Source organism: Vibrio sp. 10N.247.311.12 (genome assembly GCF_041467515.1).
In the GTDB taxonomy this organism is placed as follows: domain Bacteria; phylum Pseudomonadota; class Gammaproteobacteria; order Enterobacterales; family Vibrionaceae; genus Vibrio; species Vibrio crassostreae_C.
In genome coordinates this window covers 1-20,757 of sequence record NZ_JBFSUV010000051.1, presented here as the reverse complement: position 1 = coordinate 20,757, position 20,757 = coordinate 1, and the positions used below count along the sequence as shown (strand labels likewise).

General features: G+C 41.7%; 18 protein-coding genes and 1 pseudogene. 10 read left to right on the top strand and 9 right to left on the bottom strand.

Features of this window, described 5'->3' with window-relative positions:
* Positions 1-68 precede the first annotated feature (68 nt).
* Positions 69-1,484, bottom strand: a complete 1,416-nt coding sequence (gene tnaA / locus AB6E30_RS19235; protein ID WP_017097175.1) for a tryptophanase — start codon at positions 1,482-1,484, stop codon at positions 69-71.
* A 410-nt stretch (positions 1,485-1,894) separates the two neighbouring features.
* On the opposite strand from tnaA, the gene AB6E30_RS19230 reads away from it, so the two are divergent.
* The gene (locus AB6E30_RS19230) at positions 1,895-3,235 is read left to right on the top strand and encodes an opine metallophore biosynthesis dehydrogenase (RefSeq protein WP_017061980.1); all 1,341 of its coding nucleotides are present in this window, start codon (positions 1,895-1,897) and stop codon (positions 3,233-3,235) included.
* Between the two features lie 95 nt (positions 3,236-3,330).
* Entirely contained in the window at positions 3,331-3,759 is a 429-nt protein-coding gene (locus AB6E30_RS19225) for a GNAT family N-acetyltransferase (protein WP_029236518.1), read from the top strand.
* A gap of 68 nt (positions 3,760-3,827) precedes the next feature.
* On the opposite strand, the gene AB6E30_RS19220 is transcribed toward AB6E30_RS19225, so the two are convergent.
* The 3 genes from AB6E30_RS19220 to AB6E30_RS19210 form a co-directional block, all read right to left on the bottom strand.
* Positions 3,828-4,346 carry a metal-dependent hydrolase gene (locus AB6E30_RS19220; RefSeq protein WP_017061978.1) on the bottom strand — a complete coding sequence of 173 codons (519 nt, stop codon included), beginning with the start codon at positions 4,344-4,346 and terminating at the stop codon, positions 3,828-3,830.
* On the bottom strand, positions 4,343-5,014 hold the full coding sequence (locus AB6E30_RS19215; protein ID WP_017061977.1) for a hypothetical protein: 672 nt from the start codon (positions 5,012-5,014) through the stop codon (positions 4,343-4,345). The genes AB6E30_RS19220 and AB6E30_RS19215 overlap by 4 nt, the downstream gene beginning before the upstream one ends.
* 67 nt (positions 5,015-5,081) lie before the next feature.
* Positions 5,082-5,804 carry a hypothetical protein gene (locus tag AB6E30_RS19210; RefSeq protein ID WP_017061976.1) on the bottom strand — a complete coding sequence of 241 codons (723 nt, stop codon included), beginning with the start codon at positions 5,802-5,804 and terminating at the stop codon, positions 5,082-5,084.
* 1,414 nt (positions 5,805-7,218) lie between these two features.
* Between AB6E30_RS19210 and AB6E30_RS19205 the strand changes: the two genes are divergently transcribed.
* From AB6E30_RS19205 to AB6E30_RS19195, 3 genes are all read left to right on the top strand, one after another.
* Positions 7,219-8,244: a hypothetical protein gene (locus AB6E30_RS19205; RefSeq protein ID WP_016768696.1), complete on the top strand. Its 1,026-nt coding sequence runs from the start codon at positions 7,219-7,221 to the stop codon at positions 8,242-8,244.
* Positions 8,241-9,155, top strand: a complete 915-nt coding sequence (locus AB6E30_RS19200) for an AAA family ATPase (protein ID WP_017061975.1) — start codon at positions 8,241-8,243, stop codon at positions 9,153-9,155. The genes AB6E30_RS19205 and AB6E30_RS19200 overlap by 4 nt, the downstream gene beginning before the upstream one ends.
* Positions 9,156-9,292: 137 nt before the next feature.
* The gene (locus tag AB6E30_RS19195; protein WP_017061974.1) at positions 9,293-9,904 is read left to right on the top strand and encodes a recombinase family protein; all 612 of its coding nucleotides are present in this window, start codon (positions 9,293-9,295) and stop codon (positions 9,902-9,904) included.
* A gap of 3 nt (positions 9,905-9,907) precedes the next feature.
* Here the strand turns inward: AB6E30_RS19195 and AB6E30_RS19190 are convergent, their stop codons facing one another.
* Positions 9,908-10,210 carry a type II toxin-antitoxin system RelE/ParE family toxin gene (locus AB6E30_RS19190; RefSeq protein ID WP_017061973.1) on the bottom strand — a complete coding sequence of 101 codons (303 nt, stop codon included), beginning with the start codon at positions 10,208-10,210 and terminating at the stop codon, positions 9,908-9,910.
* On the bottom strand, positions 10,210-10,470 hold the full coding sequence (locus AB6E30_RS19185) for a type II toxin-antitoxin system Phd/YefM family antitoxin (RefSeq protein WP_017061972.1): 261 nt from the start codon (positions 10,468-10,470) through the stop codon (positions 10,210-10,212). The genes AB6E30_RS19190 and AB6E30_RS19185 overlap by 1 nt, the downstream gene beginning before the upstream one ends.
* A 217-nt stretch (positions 10,471-10,687) precedes the next feature.
* On the opposite strand from AB6E30_RS19185, the pseudogene AB6E30_RS19180 reads away from it, so the two are divergent.
* Together AB6E30_RS19180 and AB6E30_RS19175 are read left to right on the top strand one after the other, a co-directional pair.
* Positions 10,688-11,224, top strand: a pseudogene (locus tag AB6E30_RS19180) (recombinase family protein); the annotation flags it as partial.
* 251 nt (positions 11,225-11,475) lie between these two features.
* Positions 11,476-12,096, top strand: a complete 621-nt coding sequence (locus tag AB6E30_RS19175; RefSeq protein ID WP_133154315.1) for a hypothetical protein — start codon at positions 11,476-11,478, stop codon at positions 12,094-12,096.
* Between the two features lie 444 nt (positions 12,097-12,540).
* Here the strand turns inward: AB6E30_RS19175 and AB6E30_RS19170 are convergent, their stop codons facing one another.
* Both AB6E30_RS19170 and AB6E30_RS19165 read right to left on the bottom strand, forming a co-directional pair.
* Positions 12,541-13,284: an endonuclease gene (locus tag AB6E30_RS19170; protein WP_372104887.1), complete on the bottom strand. Its 744-nt coding sequence runs from the start codon at positions 13,282-13,284 to the stop codon at positions 12,541-12,543.
* Between the two features lie 1,031 nt (positions 13,285-14,315).
* Entirely contained in the window at positions 14,316-16,418 is a 2,103-nt protein-coding gene (locus AB6E30_RS19165; RefSeq protein ID WP_372104885.1) for a peptidase domain-containing ABC transporter, read from the bottom strand.
* A gap of 420 nt (positions 16,419-16,838) precedes the next feature.
* Here AB6E30_RS19165 and AB6E30_RS19160 point away from each other — a divergent pair, with 420 nt between their 5' ends.
* The 3 genes from AB6E30_RS19160 (at position 16,839) to AB6E30_RS19150 (ending at position 19,140) form a co-directional block, all read left to right on the top strand.
* Positions 16,839-17,024 (top strand): hypothetical protein, encoded by a 186-nt coding sequence (locus tag AB6E30_RS19160; protein ID WP_017062004.1) that lies wholly within the window; start codon positions 16,839-16,841, stop codon positions 17,022-17,024.
* Between the two features lie 93 nt (positions 17,025-17,117).
* Entirely contained in the window at positions 17,118-17,618 is a 501-nt protein-coding gene (locus AB6E30_RS19155) for a hypothetical protein (RefSeq protein WP_372104884.1), read from the top strand.
* Positions 17,593-19,140: a TcdA/TcdB catalytic glycosyltransferase domain-containing protein gene (locus AB6E30_RS19150; RefSeq protein ID WP_017062002.1), complete on the top strand. Its 1,548-nt coding sequence runs from the start codon at positions 17,593-17,595 to the stop codon at positions 19,138-19,140. Before AB6E30_RS19155 ends, AB6E30_RS19150 begins: the two co-directional genes overlap by 26 nt.
* A 56-nt stretch (positions 19,141-19,196) precedes the next feature.
* On the opposite strand, the gene AB6E30_RS19145 is transcribed toward AB6E30_RS19150, so the two are convergent.
* Complete coding sequence (locus tag AB6E30_RS19145; RefSeq protein ID WP_017062001.1) at positions 19,197-20,435, bottom strand: HlyD family secretion protein; 1,239 nt, start codon at positions 20,433-20,435, stop codon at positions 19,197-19,199.
* Positions 20,436-20,757: the final 322 nt, after the last annotated feature.

Sequence of the window (20,757 nt, the reverse complement as noted above, 5' to 3'; positions counted from 1 at the left end):
CTCTCGTTGCTTTAATTTTTTCAGATAAAAGAGAGGTAGCCCCTTTGCTGTCTGCAAAGGGGCACAACTTAAAGTGCAGGTTCCAATGTAGCGTTAAAGTGTCTCAAGACCTTAGGCTCATAAGTAAACTTTAAACCTGCAATTGATGAAGCACGTTTCTTCACTTCTTTAAAAGCAGCAATAATGTAATCAAGGTGAGCCTGTGTATAGGTTGCTCTAGGAATAGCTAAACGAAACAATTCAGCCGGGCAAGGCAGCTGCTTTCCTGTTTCAGGATCACACCCTAGTAATAAAGAACCGATTTCTGCACCTCGAATACCTGCCACCTTATAAAGCTCACAAGACAAAGCATGTCCAGGAAACTGTTCTGGTGAGATATGAGGTAATAATGCACCGGCATCAACAAAGGCAGCATGCCCACCCGCTTGCTGGCAACGGACCCCTAACGCTTCTAGGCCGTTCACTAAGTATTCAACTTGCTGCAAGCGTGATGCTAACCAGTCTTCTTCCATTCCATCATAAAGTCCAACAGCCAAACGTTCCATCGCCCCACCTTCGAGACCTCCATATGTTGGAAAGCCCTCCAATAACACGCATAGTGTTTTGCATTCCAACTGCACATCTAAGAAGCTATCGTCTTTGAAAGCGAGTAGCCCACCAATAGGAACCATGGCATCTTTTTTCGCTGACATAGCAAAGAGATCGGCATATTTAAACGCTTCTCTGGTGATCTCTTGAATGCTCCAATCAGAATAACCAACTTCACGCTGTTTAATAAAGTAAGCATTCTCAGCAAAGCGAGCGCAGTCCATAACAACAGGGATACCATAAGATTCCGCTAATTCATAAACAGCCTTAAGATTAGCAATGGAGACTGGCTGGCCACCTGCAGAGTTGCAAGTAATCGTACTTACTATATAAGGCACGTTTTTAGCTCCAACCTCTTCGATTCCAGCTGCGAGAGCTTTCAAATCAAAGTTACCTTTAAAGTCTGCTTTAATTTTAGTATTAAAAGCTTCAGGTGAAGGAACGTTGATCACTCGACAGTTATTGTGTTGAGTGTGCCCTTGTGTGGTATCAAAAAAGTAGTTTGAAAATGCGGCCATTTTGTCTCGCTCTAGCCCTTTATCTCGCTCAGATTTATTGATCAAAGCTGGGACATATAGCTGCTCAGCTCCCCGTCCTTGGTGTGTGGGGATGGTAAACTTATAACCAAAAATATTTTTTACCGTCTGACTAAGCGTCCTGTAGCTTCGACTGCCACTGTACGACTCATCACCTTTCAACATTGCAGATTGCATAGCCTGTGTCACTGCACCTGTACCGCTATCAGTAAGCAAATCGATAAACACATCGTCGCTCTCTAATAAAAAAGGGTTGTACCCTGCTTTCATCAGCGCCTGCTCTCGTTCTCGCTCCGTTGTTCTTTTCACTGGTTCAATAACCCTAATTCGATAAGGCTCCGGCACATAGTGTGAATCCATCGGATGTTCTTTATTATTGCTTATTGCTGACATAGGTATTTCTCCAGACATTTTTATTCTTAATGGGTACTTGGAGAAGGCATAGCTAAAGCTCTCTAGTTCAGTACACTCAATCCTTATTATTGCGGATTAAGGCGCTCTCGCTTTACCTCCTCCAACCGCACAAAAATGAACCAACAAAATGGGTTTGGATATTAATTTCAGCGTAATTTAACTATTAATAAATAAGAAAGATTAAGTGAAAAATGGAACTGGGGAGGCCAAAAGTATGGCGCTTTTCCAAGAAAGGAAATATTGAAATTTACACGCACTTTCTCAAAGGGATAGTAAAGCTAAGTCATTCATTTTTATTAATAAGAATAATTAAATAAACAATCTACTCTCGAAGTTTCACTATGGATATTTGTGATATGAGAAAGGAACTAAAAGTACCTTTTCGGTTAAATAGAGATAGCGAGTTTATTATGATTCTAGGCAATACATTAGTTGTAGGTGCAGGACCCGCCGGCATTCAAACCAGTCAGATTCTTGCTCCTTTTAGTCAGAAAATAGCTCTCATAAGCAAAAGCTCTCATCAATGGGAGAATAGAAAAAGACTAATGCGACAACACGGAAACGTTGCTAGCTGTGAAGTAAGTAAGCCACAATTAGCACCACTTGTTGGTCTTATTAGATTTGATGAACTTTATACAGATTTATCTCCCCTGCCCTCTTCATGGGACACGCTAGTTCTAGCGACCCCCGCTCACGCCTATTGTGATGTCCTAGCTTCTTTTTCTGAGCTCTGCTTGAAAAATCTAAAGCAAATTATCCTTATGTCATCCATGATTGGTGGGTGTCTTATCCTAAAAGGGATATTGAAAAAGAAAAAGGTATCTCCCAACATCATTCTTTTTTCTAGCTACTTTGCAACGTCTCATTTTTCATCTAATCCAACAACACAACACCCTCTTACAGTCACGACTAAAACCGTGAAAAAAAGAGTGTATATTTATCTCTCCGAACCCAATGATGTCTTGTTTAATGCTTTAAGGAACGCATTAGAAAAAGTGAATGTTCAAGTCGTTCTCTTTGATAACCCATTTAGTGTAGAAGGCAGAAACGCTGCAGCTTATGTACACCCAGCTTTTCTAATCAATACGTTTTCTTTAGATCATATTCTTTCAAACGAAGATGACACTAAATACATGTATAAGCTCTACCCCGAAGGCCCTATCACCATGGAGTTGATCAAAGAGTTACTGCATCATTGGAAATCAATTTCTCGCCTACTAGAACATTACTCAGCGGAACCAATCAACTTACTTCAATTGCTCAATGACGAAAATCTCCCCGTACTTGAGGCAACGATTCCAAAAGATAAAATAGACTCTTTCAATGAACTCAATGAAATAGAGCAAGAGTACCTACTCTATGTTCGATATAGCACAATACTGATAGACCCAAACCCTTTTTCAGAATCCAACACCAAAAAAAGCACTTTTGAGGTTTCTGCTAAGCCTTATCTCAAGGGAAAAATTAGAAAAGGACGACTACAACTACCTAGAACACCATTAGAAGATTTGCAGACACTTTATTGGCTTAATCATTTAGTTCAACAATCTAGCCTTGTTTCTTCTATCAGCTTTCAATCAATAGAAGTATTTGAATCTTGGGTAAAAGAAAGAAACCTGCCCACGACATTAATCCAAGCCCTAAAACAACGCGCTTCTGAATACTACGTTCATGCGACACCTTCTATCAGCCAATAAATTATCCTTAATTACTATAAGCCTAGGAGGAGTTTGCTTAGCATTTTACCGTTTTGCTTCACAAGAAGTCAGTAACGAAGGAAAAGGAGATTAAGGTGCGAATAAGAAAAGCAACTATCAACGACATATCCTCTATCAATGCTCTATGTCATGAACAACTGGCAGGTAGCCACAGTAAAATGAGCCATTACAACAGAGAACGAAACGAATACAGCTTGAATGATTACAACTTAAGCAAGCTAAGAATTATTGAATTACTTTTCACCGAATCCTTGATAAAAGAAAAAATCGAGAATAAAAACACTTATTTTTTCGTCGCTGAAACAAAAAAGAAACAGGTAGTAGGCTACCTAATCATCAGTGTTCATTATCCAAAAAGAAAGCCAGTCATCCAACAACGAGCCCCATCTTTTTACGCTTATGTCGAACGATTCTATGTGTCATGTAAATACCACGGACAAGGTATTGAACTAGCACTACTCAATAGTTTTGATTATTGGAAAAAATACAAATCAGCACACTAATATTATCTTTCAAAATATAGAGAAAAGTTGTCAATGCTCAGGCTGAGCATTGACAACTTTTCTCGCATTTAAATCAGCCTAAATCGGTTCGTTTTCCACTCTAATCCATCAATCACACCTTCTTGGTACATGCCTCCCCAATCATAAAAGAACGGCGCAAACCCATGTCCACCGGTTAGGTGGGATAGAGCAATACACACCACCACAACCCCTGCGGAAATTGCATATTCGATAGGGTCACCGGTTCTAAATCGACCTCCAAACAGATGGAAGCGCCTATCACTGTAAGGCGAAAAAGGCACACCTGATACTGTCATCGCATCAGTCAAAATATGGCTAACGCCACCCCAAGCAAATGCCATCCCGATCCCGTGATAATCCCAAACCAAAGTAAAGGCTAGGGCAGCCAGTAACCAATGCGTGAAAACATGTGTGGGGCCTCGGTGTTTGATATGTCGATTGCCAACCTTAAGTACGTATTCAAACCAATCAGGAGCAGTTGCACCTGCGACACACACAGCAACATGAGGAGGTGACACCACAGCACAAATCGCGCCAGCAATTAAGGTGTGATTGAACCATTTCATTGTGATTGGGTATCGGAAGTAGGGCGGGGAAGGTAAGCGAGTTTTTGAAGATAACGGTTCATCTGATCAGTATATGTGGCCTCACACATTGCCACCAAAGCTAAACGATGCTCAACGATTTTAGCTTCATGCGCCAAAACATCTCGATGAGAAGAGGCCACCTTTTCAAGCAAAGCGACTTGCTCTGATACGTTCGCCACCCCTTTTTTCACTCTCAGTTGCGCTCTGGCCTCCAAAGAGAGATAAAGCCCCATTAAGCGATAGGCATAATTTCTATCAGCTAAGGATTGAGTAAAGCTTGCTACAGAGGTAGCTGTAGCGGTACGACGCTGATATTCCCATTGGCGCTCCCGAGATTGTTCAGTTGTGGAGTAGAGCGGCATTTTGCCAACTATTCCAATGTAATGCTCAGTTATCTCTGGCCAACCTTCAGGATCATACTCATCGATGTTAGATTTCATGCCCGCAACCAAGTTTAAATCGAGCTTAAATTTACTCTTCTCTGGGTAGCACTTAAGTACAGTGTTAAAAATCGCATCCGGATCCACTTTTGGTGCCGGCGTGAGGGCAGGGGTTGGGACATTATAGTGGGGAGCTTGACCTTTTAAAGTAGGGAGCTCGTAGGGCTTGATTTCTGGCGGTAGTACCTCAGCTTCCTCCCAAGGCACACTAATACCCCAATCATTGGCATAGGCAGCACTGAACGCGCATAAACTAATCCATATAAGGAAAACATTAATCAGCACGCGTCGACCTTCTTCCAGTACCTAACATCTGAAGCCCACCAATAACAGCACCAGCTTCCCATGCACCGGCCACCACACACATCGCTACCATGAACCAAATCAAGGCTTTGGTCGTGTCGTAACTAACATCACTCTCTAAATTAATTCGCTGTGGAGCACGGCGCTCTACGATAGGCCGAAAAGAAGGAGGGAGCCTCCCTTCCTCGCTTGATGTCATTAACCAAACTTTGGAAGACAGTAAACATTTACGGGCTATTTGTGCTTTTCGGCCAGTCAGCTTATGAGCGTCATCAATAAAAAGTAAGGCTTGGGTGTCAAGAAGGTAATCAGCTAAGAGATCCGCCTTAAGCTGCAAGTTGAGCTTCCCCCAGGGCGTATAATCTTCTGATTGTACTTCTTTGTCTTGGTGCCATTTTGCAATGCCTTTCACCTCCACCCAACTTGATAAAGGCATCAGCCCCTCAAGTAAAATAGGTTGCGGCTTTTTCCCCCAGATTTCGTGTCGGCTATCCTTTAAGCGCATAAGCCAGCGGCTTTTACCTGAATCATGCGCTCCCGTAATTAACTGACACTCCTTCCGGCGCAAGCTGGTTTCTTTACGATCACGACTTGGCGCAAAGCGTCTTGGTGCATCAACAATCAATGGTGTCACATAACGTGTTCCATCTCTTCGCACTCGTTTATGATCGGTTCTGAGTTTCAAAAATCGCATTCTATTCCGTCCTTACTTGTCCAGAATAAATCACCGTATTAGAAACTGAAAAAACCAAATAGCTCATTTCGAGCTTGTTCAAAACTCCATGTAATTGACATGTTTATAAGCAAATTAAAAGTAAATTATTGAGCGAAGAACTACTGTAAAAATCGCACAACGAAAAAAATTTTCATGTGAAACATAGGGGTAAACAACAAGGACAAGAGGCACAACAACGACCCAATAACCATATGCACGAATAATACGGTCATTTAATTCGTTCACATTTATGACAGGCAATAAAATTCTTATGACGGGCTGGGTGATGCAACACAAAAACGTTAACATCAACCAAAGACCATCTTTCATTTTATTGTTGGCTTTTCAGTCTCATACTTCATCAAGCGCGTATTTATACGACAGATTAATTAGGGCTGGGCATAGTCGCTTGGCTCGCCACACCATTGCAGGTCAAGACGTCACTCTTTCCCCTTTCTAAATAAGTTTGTGTACTACTTTATCAATCTTCTTATCTAGCGAATTCATCACTGAGAGCTTGTTTGTATCTAAATCCATGAACCTAGATTTAGCGTGTCCCCGTCTAGACACTATGACACTGTCACTTACTATTTCTTTTACTAAGCCTAAAAACTTAGTTCCACCCATTTATTTTATATCGCTGGCGAACACCCGCAACGATCAGGGTAGTAAGACCCTAAAACGCGAGTACACAATAAAAAGTTAATGGATTAAATAAGAAAAAAATAAGAAATCAAGCGATCAAAAATCCATAGATTAATGAAGATAAACATATCAATTACATGCGATTAGTGACAAACATAAAGAAATTTCAAAGCTAGATGTTAGAGTATTAACACTTACTTAACGAGCAACATCAAAGCTCTCTAGAGATTTGATGTTGCTTGTTAAGTCACCGACTGAACCTGAGTGAAGTTGGTATTATTGTAAAACTAGATCCTAAAGGTTCTAGTTTCTTAGTAGCCACCTAAAAGTATAGACATTTACCGAAAATATATTGATATTTACCGATTTATTATAAACATTTACCGATAAAATATTAATATTAGACGATCTTACATATAAACATTTACCGAACTTAAGCATTAACATATCAACATTAACCGATCTGGGTGACGGGTAAGATCATAATTTAATGATAATTAATGATCTTTGGATCAGGTTGATGGAAAAACAAACAAAAACTATAGCTCATCAGTAATCCTATCTTAAGTTTGATCTTTTAGAATCAAGTAAACATTTACCGAAGTAAGTAGTTATTTACCGATATTTATACATAATTTATGTGATGAGTTATAGATATTTGCCGAAATCATATAGACATCTACTGAAGTTGATGAGGTAAGTAAGGTTATCTGTTAAAATGATACTATCGCACTCTTAGGTAATGATCATGACGTTATCATCCAACTCTAGCCTGACAGTTATTAATGAAGAGGACCGAAAGAATCGGTTTATCTCATCGATTCTTTTCTCTAGAGCAACCATCTTTCACCCTGCATCTCGTTTAACTTCTACGATGCAGTCAAAACTGATTCAAATCGCTCAAAGTGGTGGCACTGATCCAAATCACCCACTAGAAAGTGTGAATATTAATAGTTATGGAAAGAATTTCAGAGTTGATCTGCATGTAGATTATCTACTACAGCCTCATCGCGATATCCTCGAAACTATGCTGGCCTACGCTCAAACGATTCAGTTAGATGATGCTTCTTATGAAGCCGGCGCACGTTTAACCTGGTCTCAGGTGTACCAAACCATTTCTGATGGTGAAATATCAGATACTCAACAAGATGGCTTCGACTCTTTTATTGACCGAGACGCGACCGTTTTATCAATGAGTATGTATGAATTAGCAACCCGAATGGGCATGGCGACCACTCGCGCGAACTACGATCAAATTGAACGCCGCATTACTCAATTAGCAACGGCTCACTTAGTGATAAATGAGCTTGATGAAGAGCAGAACGTAATTGGCAAAAAGCCATTAGAGTTTGTTCAAGATTACCGTTTTTATTGTGACCGAAGTAAATTTAAAACAGGCCGTAAAAACAGTAAGAACCTCACTAACCATGTGTTCTTAGTTCCAGACATGCGTCTGCTGCAGGCGATACGCGACCATGGCTATTATTACCGATTAGAACAGCACAAAATGACCAACTACAGTAAACCGTCTGTTCGTTCATTCTTAAAATACATTACCACGCATAAAGCTGAGTTCTTACACAACAAGAAGTTTGAGTGGGCACTCGATAGCTACATTCAATCTATTGCTTCGAAGGTCAGCCATAGTTTCCGTAGTGATCTCAGAAAAGATTTGCTAGCCAATGCCGTTCAAATCGAAAAAGACTTCAGCCTTCAATTTCGCGATGTGGGTAATGGCATACAGATATTCTACATTGGGGAGGGTGAATCATGATCACTCAATCTCTTGATAGCTTGATGGCTTCACCTGCTAGTCAAAACTTAAGTTTCAGCTTAAAAGGTTTACTTAAAGGACATGTAGGCATGTTAATTGCCGCGCCTAACGTTGGTAAGTCTCACCTAGCATTGTGTATTGCAATGGAACACGCTTCTTCAATGTCTTTACTCGGGATGAGCGCGGCCGATAAACCCGAAAAAACCTTAGTACTGAGTTCAGAAGATAGTGCCGGTGTCATCCAGTCTCGGATGAAAGAAAAGCTGGCTAATTGCACAGCCACTATAAAGTCAGAGCTAAAAAACAATCTCCACTTTCTAACGGATATTGAACCGATAGTGATCCCACCCGATAGCTCGGTCCAAGAACAGGCAGAACATAAGCAGTATTTAGATCAACTCAAGCAAACCTTCTCGGAATTCGACTTAGTGATAGTGGATACGGTGACGGAATCAATAGGCCGTTGTGAAGAGGTAAAACACGATCGCTTAATCAAAAATGTTTTTCAGAGTCTTGCCAGTGAATCAGGCGCCAGTTTGTTGCTTGTTCACCATGTGAATAAAGATGAAATCCGCGGTAACCAAGAAATTACCATGGCCTCAGGTGCAGGTCTAACGTCGATAATGCGATTAACAAAGTGCTTATTTACGTTAAAGAGAAACAAAGAATCGTTGTCGATTAAATACCTTAAGAGCAATTACTTACCTGAAAATGAAAATCAAGAGTTCGCGGTTGAAGTGAGACAAAGCCTCACTATTAATCCACAGGTCTTCAGTTTGAAATCCAAGGCGTCTAAGCCCGCGCGCTCAGCGCAAAGTATTAAGCAGAGCCCTAAAAAAATCACGCTGCCAGGGACTATTCCAGAACAAGAAGAAATTGAAGAGCGTAAAAACCTCAGGGACGTTTTGTAAGCGACCTCTCACACTTTCAAACAGCACCGACATTCGGTGCTGTTTTTTTATCTGACCCTGTTCGCACTCTTTGTTATCCGTTCATATTTTTTCGCTCAGCTTGTCCAGTTTGGATCGCCTTTAATTAAGGAGGAAGCATGGCGAACTACGCGTATTTAAGAGTCTCATCAGACAGCCAAGATGTGGCAAACCAAAAGCACGGGATCTATGACTACACCAATAAGGTTGGGATAGGTAATTTGGTGTTTGTTGAAGATGTGGTGACAGGTAAGAAAAAATGGCGGCAACGTAAATTAGGTGCGTTAGTGGAGGGCATGACGAGCGGAGATTGCATCGTATTTGCTGAAGTCAGTCGAATTGCGCGTTCTACTTTACAAGTGCTTGAGGTTCTCGAAGTGTGTATGGAAAAGAAGATCAATGTCTATATCGCCAAACAGAATTTGCAGCTAGATGGTTCAATGCAATCTCGCATAACCGCAACGGTGCTAGGACTTGCGGCAGAGATAGAGCGTGAGTTTATCTCGATGAGAACAAAGGAAGCGCTTGCCGCTAGAAAGAAAAATGGCATGATTCTCGGAAGACCAAAGGGCCAAGCTGAGAAGCTGAAGCTCGATGTTAAACGTGAACAAATAGAGAAGTATTTAAAGATGGGCTTGGGGATTCGTCCCACAGCCAAATTGATCGACGAAGCGCCGAGTACGCTGCGTGACTACATGAAGCGACGCGGGTTAACCCTTAAATTAGCTTAAGGGTTAAGAGAGTTGTGAAAAGTGCTTGGCAGGTGACATGTGCTTACCAAGAACGGCTGCAATCACAATGTGATTTTGCTTTTGGATGTAATAAATCACATGGTGCTTTAAAGGAAACCGGAAGTAGTTTTTTCCCAGTTCAGAAACTTCTATGCCAAGCAGCTGGTTGTTCGCCAGTAATTCCATTGATTGCTTGAGCTCTGAAAAGTAAGTCGTCCATTGTGTTTGCCCCCATCGCTCTAATGTATAGCGACGAATCTCAATGAGATCAGATTGCGCTGCAGAAGAAAGCTTGTAGTGCATCATTAATCAAATTTACCTTGGTTAAGTGCGTTCATGAAGTCGTTACCATCGACCAGGTTATCTGATAGAGCATCGGCCTCTGCTTGTTCGAAGCGTGATTTCACCACCATCAATTTGAGTGCTTCAAGTTGTTCATATTCTTCACAAGACATCATCACCGCAACGGGTGAGCCGTTCTTATTAATTTGTACAGGTTCACGTTGAACCTTCATCAGTAAGTCACCAAATTTGGTTTTAGCTGTATTAGCAGTAAGTGATTGCATAATATTCTCCTTTTCGTTCATTATAAACGAATCGAACGATTTAACCAATTTGTATGATTCTGTGATTGAAGGTAATCTGATGTATTGTCCATAAAGGTGTAACTTTGTGGACAGTACTTGCTACCCATCTCAAATGTGTCCAGTTAGTCTTCTAAATATCTAGTGAACATGTACACTAAAGTTAACCAATCTTAATGTTCATTTTAAGGCACTTCTCATGAAAATAGGCTATGCCCGTGTCAGTACCCAAGACCAAACACTTGATGTTCAGATTGAGCAGCTTAAGGCGATTGGCTGTGAAAAGATTTACCAGGAGCAGGTGAGCGGTAAAACCTCAGACAGAGAGCAGCTTAACTTGTTACTGGACTTTGCGAGGGAAGGGGACATTATTCATGTTACCAAGGTCGATCGCATAGCCCGTAATACCATTGATGCTTTGCAAATTGCCGATCAACTTGCAGCAAAGAAAGCCGGCTTAGTGTTCCATGACTTGGGTGATCTGGATATCAACAGCGATGTGGGTCGAGTTATTTACACCACCATTTCAGCGTTCGCAGAAATGGAGAGAAAACGCATCCTACAGCGCTGTAATGAGGGCCGGGAGAGAGCTCGTGAAGAAGGAAGGCACCTCGGTCGATTTCCTAATAAGCAGCTTCATGAGCGTATTCAGGAGCTTGCAGGGCAGGGTATGAACAAGCATGCGATAAGCAAAGAGTTAGGGTGCAGTCGAACAACGGTTTATAAGGTTTTAGAAATGAATAATTTTGTTTGGAATGATTTTGGTACGTTAGCGTCTGCTAGAAAGTCTGGTTCTATGGTTCTTATAGAAAATAGTGTTGGTGATGTTCGTAAAATGAGTATCAATAAGTACAAAGAGACCGCGATAGAAGTCTTTGAAAAAGCACAAACGCTTGTTGGTCACCCGGTCTCAATCAGCACTAGTCAAAATACGGGGAACTGGAGTACGAGTGAATGGTTTAGTGAGATTGAAGCTCGATGATCTCTATGGAAATAGAGCTATTAGCTGCGATCGTTTTTTGGTGTTTAGTCGTTCCCGCTATCTATGTCTTCAAATCACATAAAAAGCTATCTAAAAAGTTAGAAGATGCTGAAGAAGAAATTCAGCGATTAAGAGATTTGCATCAGCAACCCAATAGTGAGGTTATCTCGCTCAATGGAAAGCTTGAAAATAGCGAGAAAAGTGCTGATTTACTTGGGAAAGTTATTGGGCAAAAAGATAGAGAGCTATCTGTTCTTAAAAGTAAATTATCAACGTTAGAATTAAGAAAGAAACGGGTAGGAAATGAAGTCACAGTAATTGGCAAAAGACCAAATTCAGAGTTATCAAATGATCTGCCTCAATCGCGAAAAAGGGCAATTGAAGAAAAAGGTTATGACCCTTATTGTATTGCTAGTGTTATGAAGGCCAATCAAATCCCATATTCAACACAGGCCAAAAAGCCTCTTAAGAAAACAGAACCTTTAAGGTTTAGCCGTCATAGTGCATCGTCATCTTCAGAAAATACCTATCAATACATGGGAGAAGATGATCCTGTACACAGACCACATCACTATGAAAGAGATGAGGATGGGCGTAGGTATCGAGTTTATGATGATGACTATTGAATATACTATCAGCATAAAATTTAACCTTGGTAGGTTCAACAGACCCTGTAAATAATTCTGTGACATGCAGGCTATTTAAATTACAGACTCAAAGAAAGCGAATCAGAGTAGCTACCTATGCTAATGTAGCTTTGCTAAACACAGCCAATTTAGTTAGCCACTATTCTAAGCTGAGAAAATGAAAAACCATGCCATGGGCTAAACTCGTACCGCTTCGCGCTACAGCCTATCACATAAACATCTTCACAGCTTAGGTGCCTACCAAAATTAACTGTAGCAAAGCCTCTTTTGTTACCAGCCCCTTCCCCAAGCTTGGGGCGCTCGCACTCCGTGCCAGCTACTTACCGCGCACATTGTTTACAAAAAACGCAAACAAAGTGCGTCACCCACCATCATTAATCAGTTCGTGTTAGTGATCGCTGAAAGACCAGACAAAGGCCAGAGCTAAAATGTAGCGACCTCACAGCGGCTATTTACAATAGCATTTTCGTTACCCTGTAGCTTTTCTATGCGCTTTGAGCGGAGGCATTCCCATTGCGACACCGGGTCTTGTTTATCCCAAGCATTCATTAATTGGCGCTGCTGGTTACTCATTTGGTATTTTGGATAAGTGCTTTCCATATACATATAAGTCCTTGCTATACGCCCTCGAGATGCAACAGGTGGCTGTGCTTTTCTGTCATTAATGCGCATATCACAGTTGCCGAAATCTGATTTTTCTTCTGGTAACATGGTGAAGTTGTAATTGCTTCTTAGCGCATTAACCGCCCCTATCGCTGGGAAAAGATTATGCATATCAGCTTGCATGTAACGGTACTCTTTATTCACTTTTTCCGCACACCTGCGGCCTTTAAATGACTTATCTTTGCTGTTTACGCACTGCTCATCACCATCGCGCCATTCACTAAAAGCCTGGCCAAAGTTCTGTGCAGGAACGACATGTTCCCACTCAACCTTTTTCGACCTTTTCTTATGCTTGGTTGTGACAAAACCATCAGGGTGTTGAACGTTTTTCTGTGCATCGAACTGAGCTTCACAATACAGTGTCACCCGATGATCTTGATATACTTCTCTTTCAAGCGTCCTTTTTGCTTTGTTGAATGAGTCTATGGTTGTATTACCTGCGCCGAGAGCTGAAGAGCTAAAGGCAAACAAGATAAGAGGGATGGCTGTTTTGATGATAGGCATAACGGCTACTATAGAGATGAGGTGATAGAAGAATAGTGCAGTAATTATTGTTTTTTACCAAGCCCCTTCGGGAAACCATGCTTTATTTCGCGAATTGGATCTTATGCTCATACTTCGCAACGTCCCAATGGCTCAACCAAACCACAAAGCGTTTCACTGTGTTTTGTCCCTTCGGGTCACAATCAGGGCTAAAAATGTAGTAATGAAGCTTTGCTCACCACTTCAGTCAAAACTTGCCACTTCTAAGTGGTGAACACGAAAAAACATGTCATGGGCTAAACACGTGACGCTGCGCGACACAGCCCATCACATAAACGTCATCACCACTCAGGCGGCTGCGCATTGTCTTTCGTAGCAAGGCCGCTTAAAAGATCGATTACCAGCCCCAAACCCCAAGCTTGGGGCCTTTAGTTCAAATTGAACATAATGTGGAATAATACAAAATAGCACGTGCCGGTTCGCCAGCAAGCTGTCGGGCACTGAGCTACTTCAAGTATTATTGGACATTATGTGTAAATTTTCACAACCGCACAGAAAGCGTGCTGTAAGGTAGCCAGGCAAGCTGGCAATTGTTTATCTGCCTTGCCCAAAAAGACGGGCAAAGCAGGGCAGTTGGCTAACGCATCAAAACACAAACAACGTGTTTCCATGCGGTCACTTACTCATGGGCCTGGTACATTTTTCGTTGCGGTCAGTTTTTGTTGGCCGTGCCGTCCAATGCGCGTGCCCCCGGCACTCGGCCAGCCCTCTTCGCTCTCATTCTTTTCTTTGCCCATTTGGCTCCGGGCTGCAGTGTTTGTGGTCCATTAACCATTGTCGCTCCCTATCGTTGTCGGGTACCCAGTGTCTAATGAATCCCTCTTTTGTCCACAAACACACACCACATCCCCCGCCCACCCAATGCTGCGCCCCGTCCTTTGGTTTAACAAGCTTTGTAGCCGCTGTTGTTCTATATGTTTAAGTTGCATTATCACGTGTAATTTATAGGCGCAGCGGTGGTCGTGTCGTGGTGTTATTGTCAAAATTCACACCTATTGGGGCTTCTCTAAATGAATGGTTCGCGTAGCTGAAGCTATGGTTTCTGCTCGGTGTGCAATGATAATGCGAGTGATATTTAGTTGCTGAACGTGTTGGTTAATAATGGCTTCATTATTAGCATCAAGGTGGCTCGTAGATTCATCTAAACAGAGGACTTTAGGCTGCTTATAAAGAGCTCGCGCGAGAAAAATACGTTGAAGTTGCCCGCCGGAAAAGCTACTTCCCATGTCTCCAACCAAAGAATAAAAGCCTAATGGTAGTCGTTGAATCTCGGCTAAAATGTTAGCGTGGCGACAACTCTCTTTTAATCTTTCTTCATCATATGGGCTATCAAACATGGTGATATTTTCGCTCAGTGTTCCTGAAAGTAGAGTGTCATTTTGCATCACACTTCCTAGGTGTGAACGATACGTTGTTTTATCTAGCTTTTGGATATCGATACCATCTAGGTAAATGGTTCCAGTCGTCGGGGAGAGTAACCCAAGAAGGAGCTTAAGTAAGGTTGTCTTGCCGCATCCAGATTCGCCGGTGATTGCGATACTTTCTCCAGGCTCTATTTCAAAACTGAGTTGGTTTAGCACCCAAGGTGCTTGGTCAAAATAACGAAAGCTGACGTTCTCAACTTTAATATGACCTTTCACTGGCAGGGGAAGTGAAGCTTGGCCTGGTGAATCTTCTTGGGTATGTAAAGTGATGTCGGAGAGCCGCTCTAAGTGCAAGGTGAGTAGTTTAAAGGACAGTATTTTGTCTATGAAGGCAAGAATGCTCGTCGTGAACTGGTTTTTGTACGCAATAAACGCCAATAACATTCCCACCGTCAGCTCCCCTTCGATCACAATCAAAGCTCCTAAATAAACGACAATAACCATCTCCAACCCAAAAATTAGGTCGTTGAGTGTCGTTTCTGCGATGTCCAGTTTCCCTAATTGAATATCGGTGTTGATCACTTCTGCATAGCGGTTTAGCCAACTGTTTTGTCGGTGTGTTTCATGGCTAAAGAGTTTAATGGTTTGTATTGCTCGAATACTTTCTAAAAAATGGGAATCTTCTTTGGCTTCCGCCACTATTGATTCTTCAGTGATGCGGCGGTTAGGAAAATAGAACAGCCACTGAACGACAAAAGAAAGCCCAACTACAGCAAGCACAACACCAGTCAGAAGTGGGCTATAAAGAAACATCATTATTAAGACAACGGATGCCATTAAGCCATCGATTAACGCTTCAACAATACCTGTTGTGATTAGCTCCCGGATGGCGTTGATAGAGCCAAATCGAGAGACAACATCGCCTACATGGCGCTTTTCAAAATAAGCATTAGGCAGTCTGATCAGGTGATGGAATAAGTTAGCGCCCATTTGGATATTGAGTGCACTACTAAATCGCACAACGAACCAGCTACGAAAAGCGGTCACACCGGTCTTTATCAAGTTCAGTAGCGCAAAGCCCAATGCGAGAACCATCAGCAAAGGTGTGTCATGACTGAGCAGGACGTTATCAACTACCCACTGCATGTAATAAGGAGCTATTAATGCGGCGGCTTGAATGACCACTGATAACATTAATAGTGTAACTAGGGTGCGTTTTAACCCATGAATTTTCTCCCACAGTTGGTTAATTCGCATGGTCTCGCGTTTGTCTTGTTTTTTAAAGTTACTACTGGGGTGTAGTTCGAGTGCAATACCGGTAAAGCTGCGAGCAAATTCAATTGTAGATAACTGGCGCTTACCCTGAGCGGGGTCATTGATATCAACCTTTCCATTACACACTTTGGTTAGCACTACAAAATGGTTTAAGTCCCAATGAATAATGCATGGCAAAGAAAGCTGATCTAACTCTTCTACTTCACATTGTACTGCTCGTGCTGTGAGCCTTATTCGATTAGCTAATTCCATGACCTGTTTTAAATTCATGCCCTGTGTACCAATCCTTACCATGCGTCTAAGTGAGGCGACATTGATTTGGTAACCGTAGTATCCGGAAATCATCGCAACGCACGCTAATGCGCATTCTGATACTTCGGATTGCATCACCAAAGGTACGCGTTTTAGATGTGTGTAATGCAATCGATGAAGAAGGTTATGGGGGTGTCCTAACATACTCTGTGTTCTTTGGTTGTGAGAGGTGCTCATTGGGTGCCTGTTCATGCTTTTTATAGTTTGAACAACGAGTTGCTGTGCTCTTTTTTATTAATTAAATTCCACCCAACCTTATGAGTATTTACGGATAATGACATGTTATTAAAGGAGAAATTACGATTAATTATCTATAAGGGATTCGGGCATTTGATTCGTAGTATTTTTATGCCCCTAGGTTGATAAACCAATAAGAATTGAGGGTTATCAATAAATTAACTCATAAATTAATTGTGGTTCTGATGGTATTTAAGCCTTGATATAGCTAGGGCTAAACCCCTGTAGGTCTTCCGTTTACGCAAGCGCCAGTTCTGTGCCAAGTTTTATTGCTGCGTTGTACAGGCGTTATTCAGGGAGAAACATTAGTTACGTTAAGGATGAGAAATGAAGAAAGTTATGTGCCAACAAGTAGCGTCACTCTCAGAGGACATGCTTGATAAAGTTGTGGGTGGGAAGGGATACGACGGTTGTACCTCTAAACCTAAAAAGCTGCATAAAGCAGCGACGAAAAAAGGAAATACGTCAAAGGGCCGTGATTGGAGCGGGGGCTGTAATAGCCGTTCGTCTTAGGTATTGGTTTTAGGTGATTATCGTGGGGTATGTCGTTCACTTACCTCACTTTTTTCTTAAATCAGGTATTCCTTTTTATATATGGAGCACATTATGAAAACGTACTTGTTATCACTGTTTGTCGCTCAATTCCCGTTGCCTATGGCTGACAAGCCTTCTCTTGTCTCTATGTCAGATAATGCCATCATGCCTATTACTCGGCAGGCGTTGGTAGGTTGGTGGCAGTGTTGGTTTACTTTCCCGTTGATTGGTGACCGCATTCTCAACGAACATTTGAGATTGGATAAAGACGGCAGCTTCTCATCGCAAGGGATGTTTGAATACTTTTTAAGTAATCAAGACAAGCCAGCTCTCTTCTCTTTTTCAGCTCAAGGAAACTGGGACTTTTATCAGCATCAACTTCGCCTTGAGTATGCCCCTTTTGATATCGAACCCATGGGCGAGTTGAGTGAACAGTATCTAAACGACATCAAAAAAATCTACCTATCTCCATCCTATAAAGGGACGCGTCGCACTGTGTTTGATGTAGAGCTGTTACGCGAAGATTCCATGACAATTGGTGATGAATATGACAGCTGGCAGTGCGTTAGATAATAATATCCAACTTGTTTTTGAGCTTATCAATAGTTCTGAGTCCACGCTGTTTGATAAGAAAAAAGCATGTGGTTTCGTAGAGAAGTTACTGGCGCTTCAAGGGCAGGTAAATCACGAATCTGTGTCTATTTTCATTCGGTTATTGGACGAATTGCTTTTAGCTGACAAGGAACAATACCTTGCTCGAGATGTGTTACAGCGTATTAGTTGGCTCGAACCAGAAGACCTTGTGATGTTAGATAAGGTATTTTTTGTTTGGATTGGTTGTTTGGGCGAGCGCCAACTTGAATATTTTGATGTGTGGGAAGAAGTTTGCCAAGACGATACATTCATCTATTACGATAGCCGCTGTTTACTTGCTAGTGAGATTAAGGACGTTCTCTGTCGGCTACACCACTGCAGTCATGAAGATGTGGCCTTGATAAAGCACCAAAGTGACTGGTTTGAGGCGTTTGTAGCAAGTCAGGAGAAACACCTCGATGAATGGTTAATTGATCATACTCGAGTCTATGATGCCGACATCGCAACTGAGCTTGAACATAGGCTCTATCGTGTTAGGCATCGTTACTACCGGCTAACGAAACTAGTTACCTTGATAGATATTGCGTCAATTGACTCATTATTTGTATTTAGCGGCTTTGATTTAGAACCTTACTACCTGTACGAAGTACTTCTGAGAAATAATTTAGCGGCAGCGAGTGATATCGTTCGGTTGTTGGTTCTTTATCATCAAGGGGGGATGTACGTTGATTTCGACACACTCCCAAGTTTTGAGCACTGTTTTCCTAAAACAAATCGGCGCTTTCCTGAATGGGTGAGTAATAACATGGTCGATGTACTTAAAGCCGAGCTCGTCATGAATGTGTTTCGAACTCAGCAATTGACTCGTTTTGCACGGTGCCAAGGTGATCATCAGCTAGTAGAGAATATCGTAGCGACGTTTTTTGATGATGATAAAGAGCAAATCAAAAGTTTGCATGAAGATGTTGCTGCGATAACTGAAGATAAACTTTTCCACCCTTTTATTTTGCCTCCCGTTCACAAAGAGGGTTTGGCATTAACGAAAGCCAAAAATAGTGTGGGCGAGTTCAACAACAATGTGCTGATAGCGCCTAAGGGATCCAAGTTAATAAGAATTGTCTTAACGATGATGAGCAGTCGTTACCGTTATATGGAAGATAACGGCATTATATTTGATGATATTTTCAACTCTCGCGACTGTGACGTTAACAATAGAGTGATGGAGAGCGAGGAGTATTGGCTTCGTTTTTCGGACTATCGGTATGACCATTTACGATCAAGTGATAATGTAACGCTCTTTTTGTCTGGGCCTTCATTGGTATTAGAAGTACTTATATCGCTTGCTTATGAAGTTTTTGACATTGAAGGCTGCAGTCCGAACGCCGTCGCGTTCGCAATGAGCCACCCAGGCTTAAAGATGGCATTTGATCATCAAACTCAATTTACAGTAGAGCACATGCGCTCAACTTGGCTTAGAAACCAAAACCTCTTTTCTGATTAGTTCGATTTTAGTCATTGTCTAACATTCAAGCTGACTTTTTTAGTGCGGTTCGCTCATTAAAGCTTACCTTGAATCGCGTATATTGGGTCAAGTAACCATTCTAGGAGTGTGCGCGTTTCTAAAATAATATCAGCTTCAGCTAACATGCCTGTTTTCAATGGAAATTCTTCACCATAGGCGTTCATAAATTGATCTGGTAAAGAGGCTGTTACTCGATACATGGCTTGTTCTGTCTTAATGGGGAGGGCTTTGTCACTTGGCAAGATCAAAGCTTTGTCAATGCTCGTGATAGCACCAGTCATTAAGCCGAATTTCTGATAAGGAAAAGCATCAAAGCGGATATTGACGGTATCACCTTGTTGAACAAAACCAGCAGAGCGGGTAGGTAGGAGTAATTCTAACTCAAGGGGCGAGTTGGTGGGGATGATACTTAAAATCGGTGTACTTGGGGATACTTGGCTCCCTACTTTAGCCTGAATCGCTGTAACAGTGCCTTGCTTGGGCGCTTTCTGTGTAAATTCATATTCGCTGTTTAGCTCTACTTTTTGGGCCTGTAATAAAGAGATCTGTTGTTGTATCTCAAGTAGTTTTAAGTTGTGTTGTTCAGGCAGCAACTGTTGCTGGGTTTGTATTTGTGTTATCTCGACCTGAAGCGAACTCACCTCTTTATCTATTGTTTGATTCGCTTCTTGGTATTCTAATAACGCTTCTTGAGCTTCTATCAAGGCTGTTGCTGAAAGGTATCCATCTTGAGATAAGGTTTGTCGTTTTTCATAGAGTTGGGTTTGTAGGTCAAGGCGTATGGTGTTGGTTTGTTTGGCTTTGTTAATTGCGCTTAAACTTTGATTCAGGCGCTCTAACTGGTGCTGCAAAGTGAGAGTTTGCTTGTTAAACAGGGCGTCAGAAATGGTTCGCTTTTTTTCCAACATTTTCAACTGTGTGTCTATTTCTTGAATGAGAGCTGTGGTTCGCTCTTTTCCACTGGTTAAGCCTTGGCTATTTTGAATCCGTGCAATCGGCTGGCCCTCTGTGATTTCTAGTCCTTCCTCTACCCAGAGCTGATTGAGTACCCCTGAACGAGCAAAATATAAAGTGATGACGCCTTTTTGTGGGGCTAGGTATCCCTTCACTGTCTCTTTACGTGCGAACTCAAATTGCGAAAGATAGAACAAGATGAGAACAAAGAGAGCGAAAAGTGCCGCACTGATACCATACAAGGACAGTGGCTGAATTAAAACGACGCGACCTGTTAGCGTTTGTTTTTTTGCTTCAAGAACTTGTCGGCGAAATAACATAATAATTCCTTTTTCTGTTTATTCCTTGGATTAGTGCCTTAGACTGTTTAGGTCAAATTGCAAGTTTATGGATAGTTAGGGGCTCTCTCCATGCTAGAAGGAGCGGAGAAAAAACTCAGCTTATTAAACAGTAATTACGAGTGATTTTTTGGGGGAGGAACTCTCTTGATGCAAAGGAAAACCAATCGAATAATCAAGAACTAAGAAACTCAATGCCTCATCATAAATTAGCAATAATTAAATACTTCCTCCCGAATAAGCACGTTAATTTTTAACATCCAAGCAGGGAGGTTAGGTCGGAATGCAACAGATTTTAAACCGA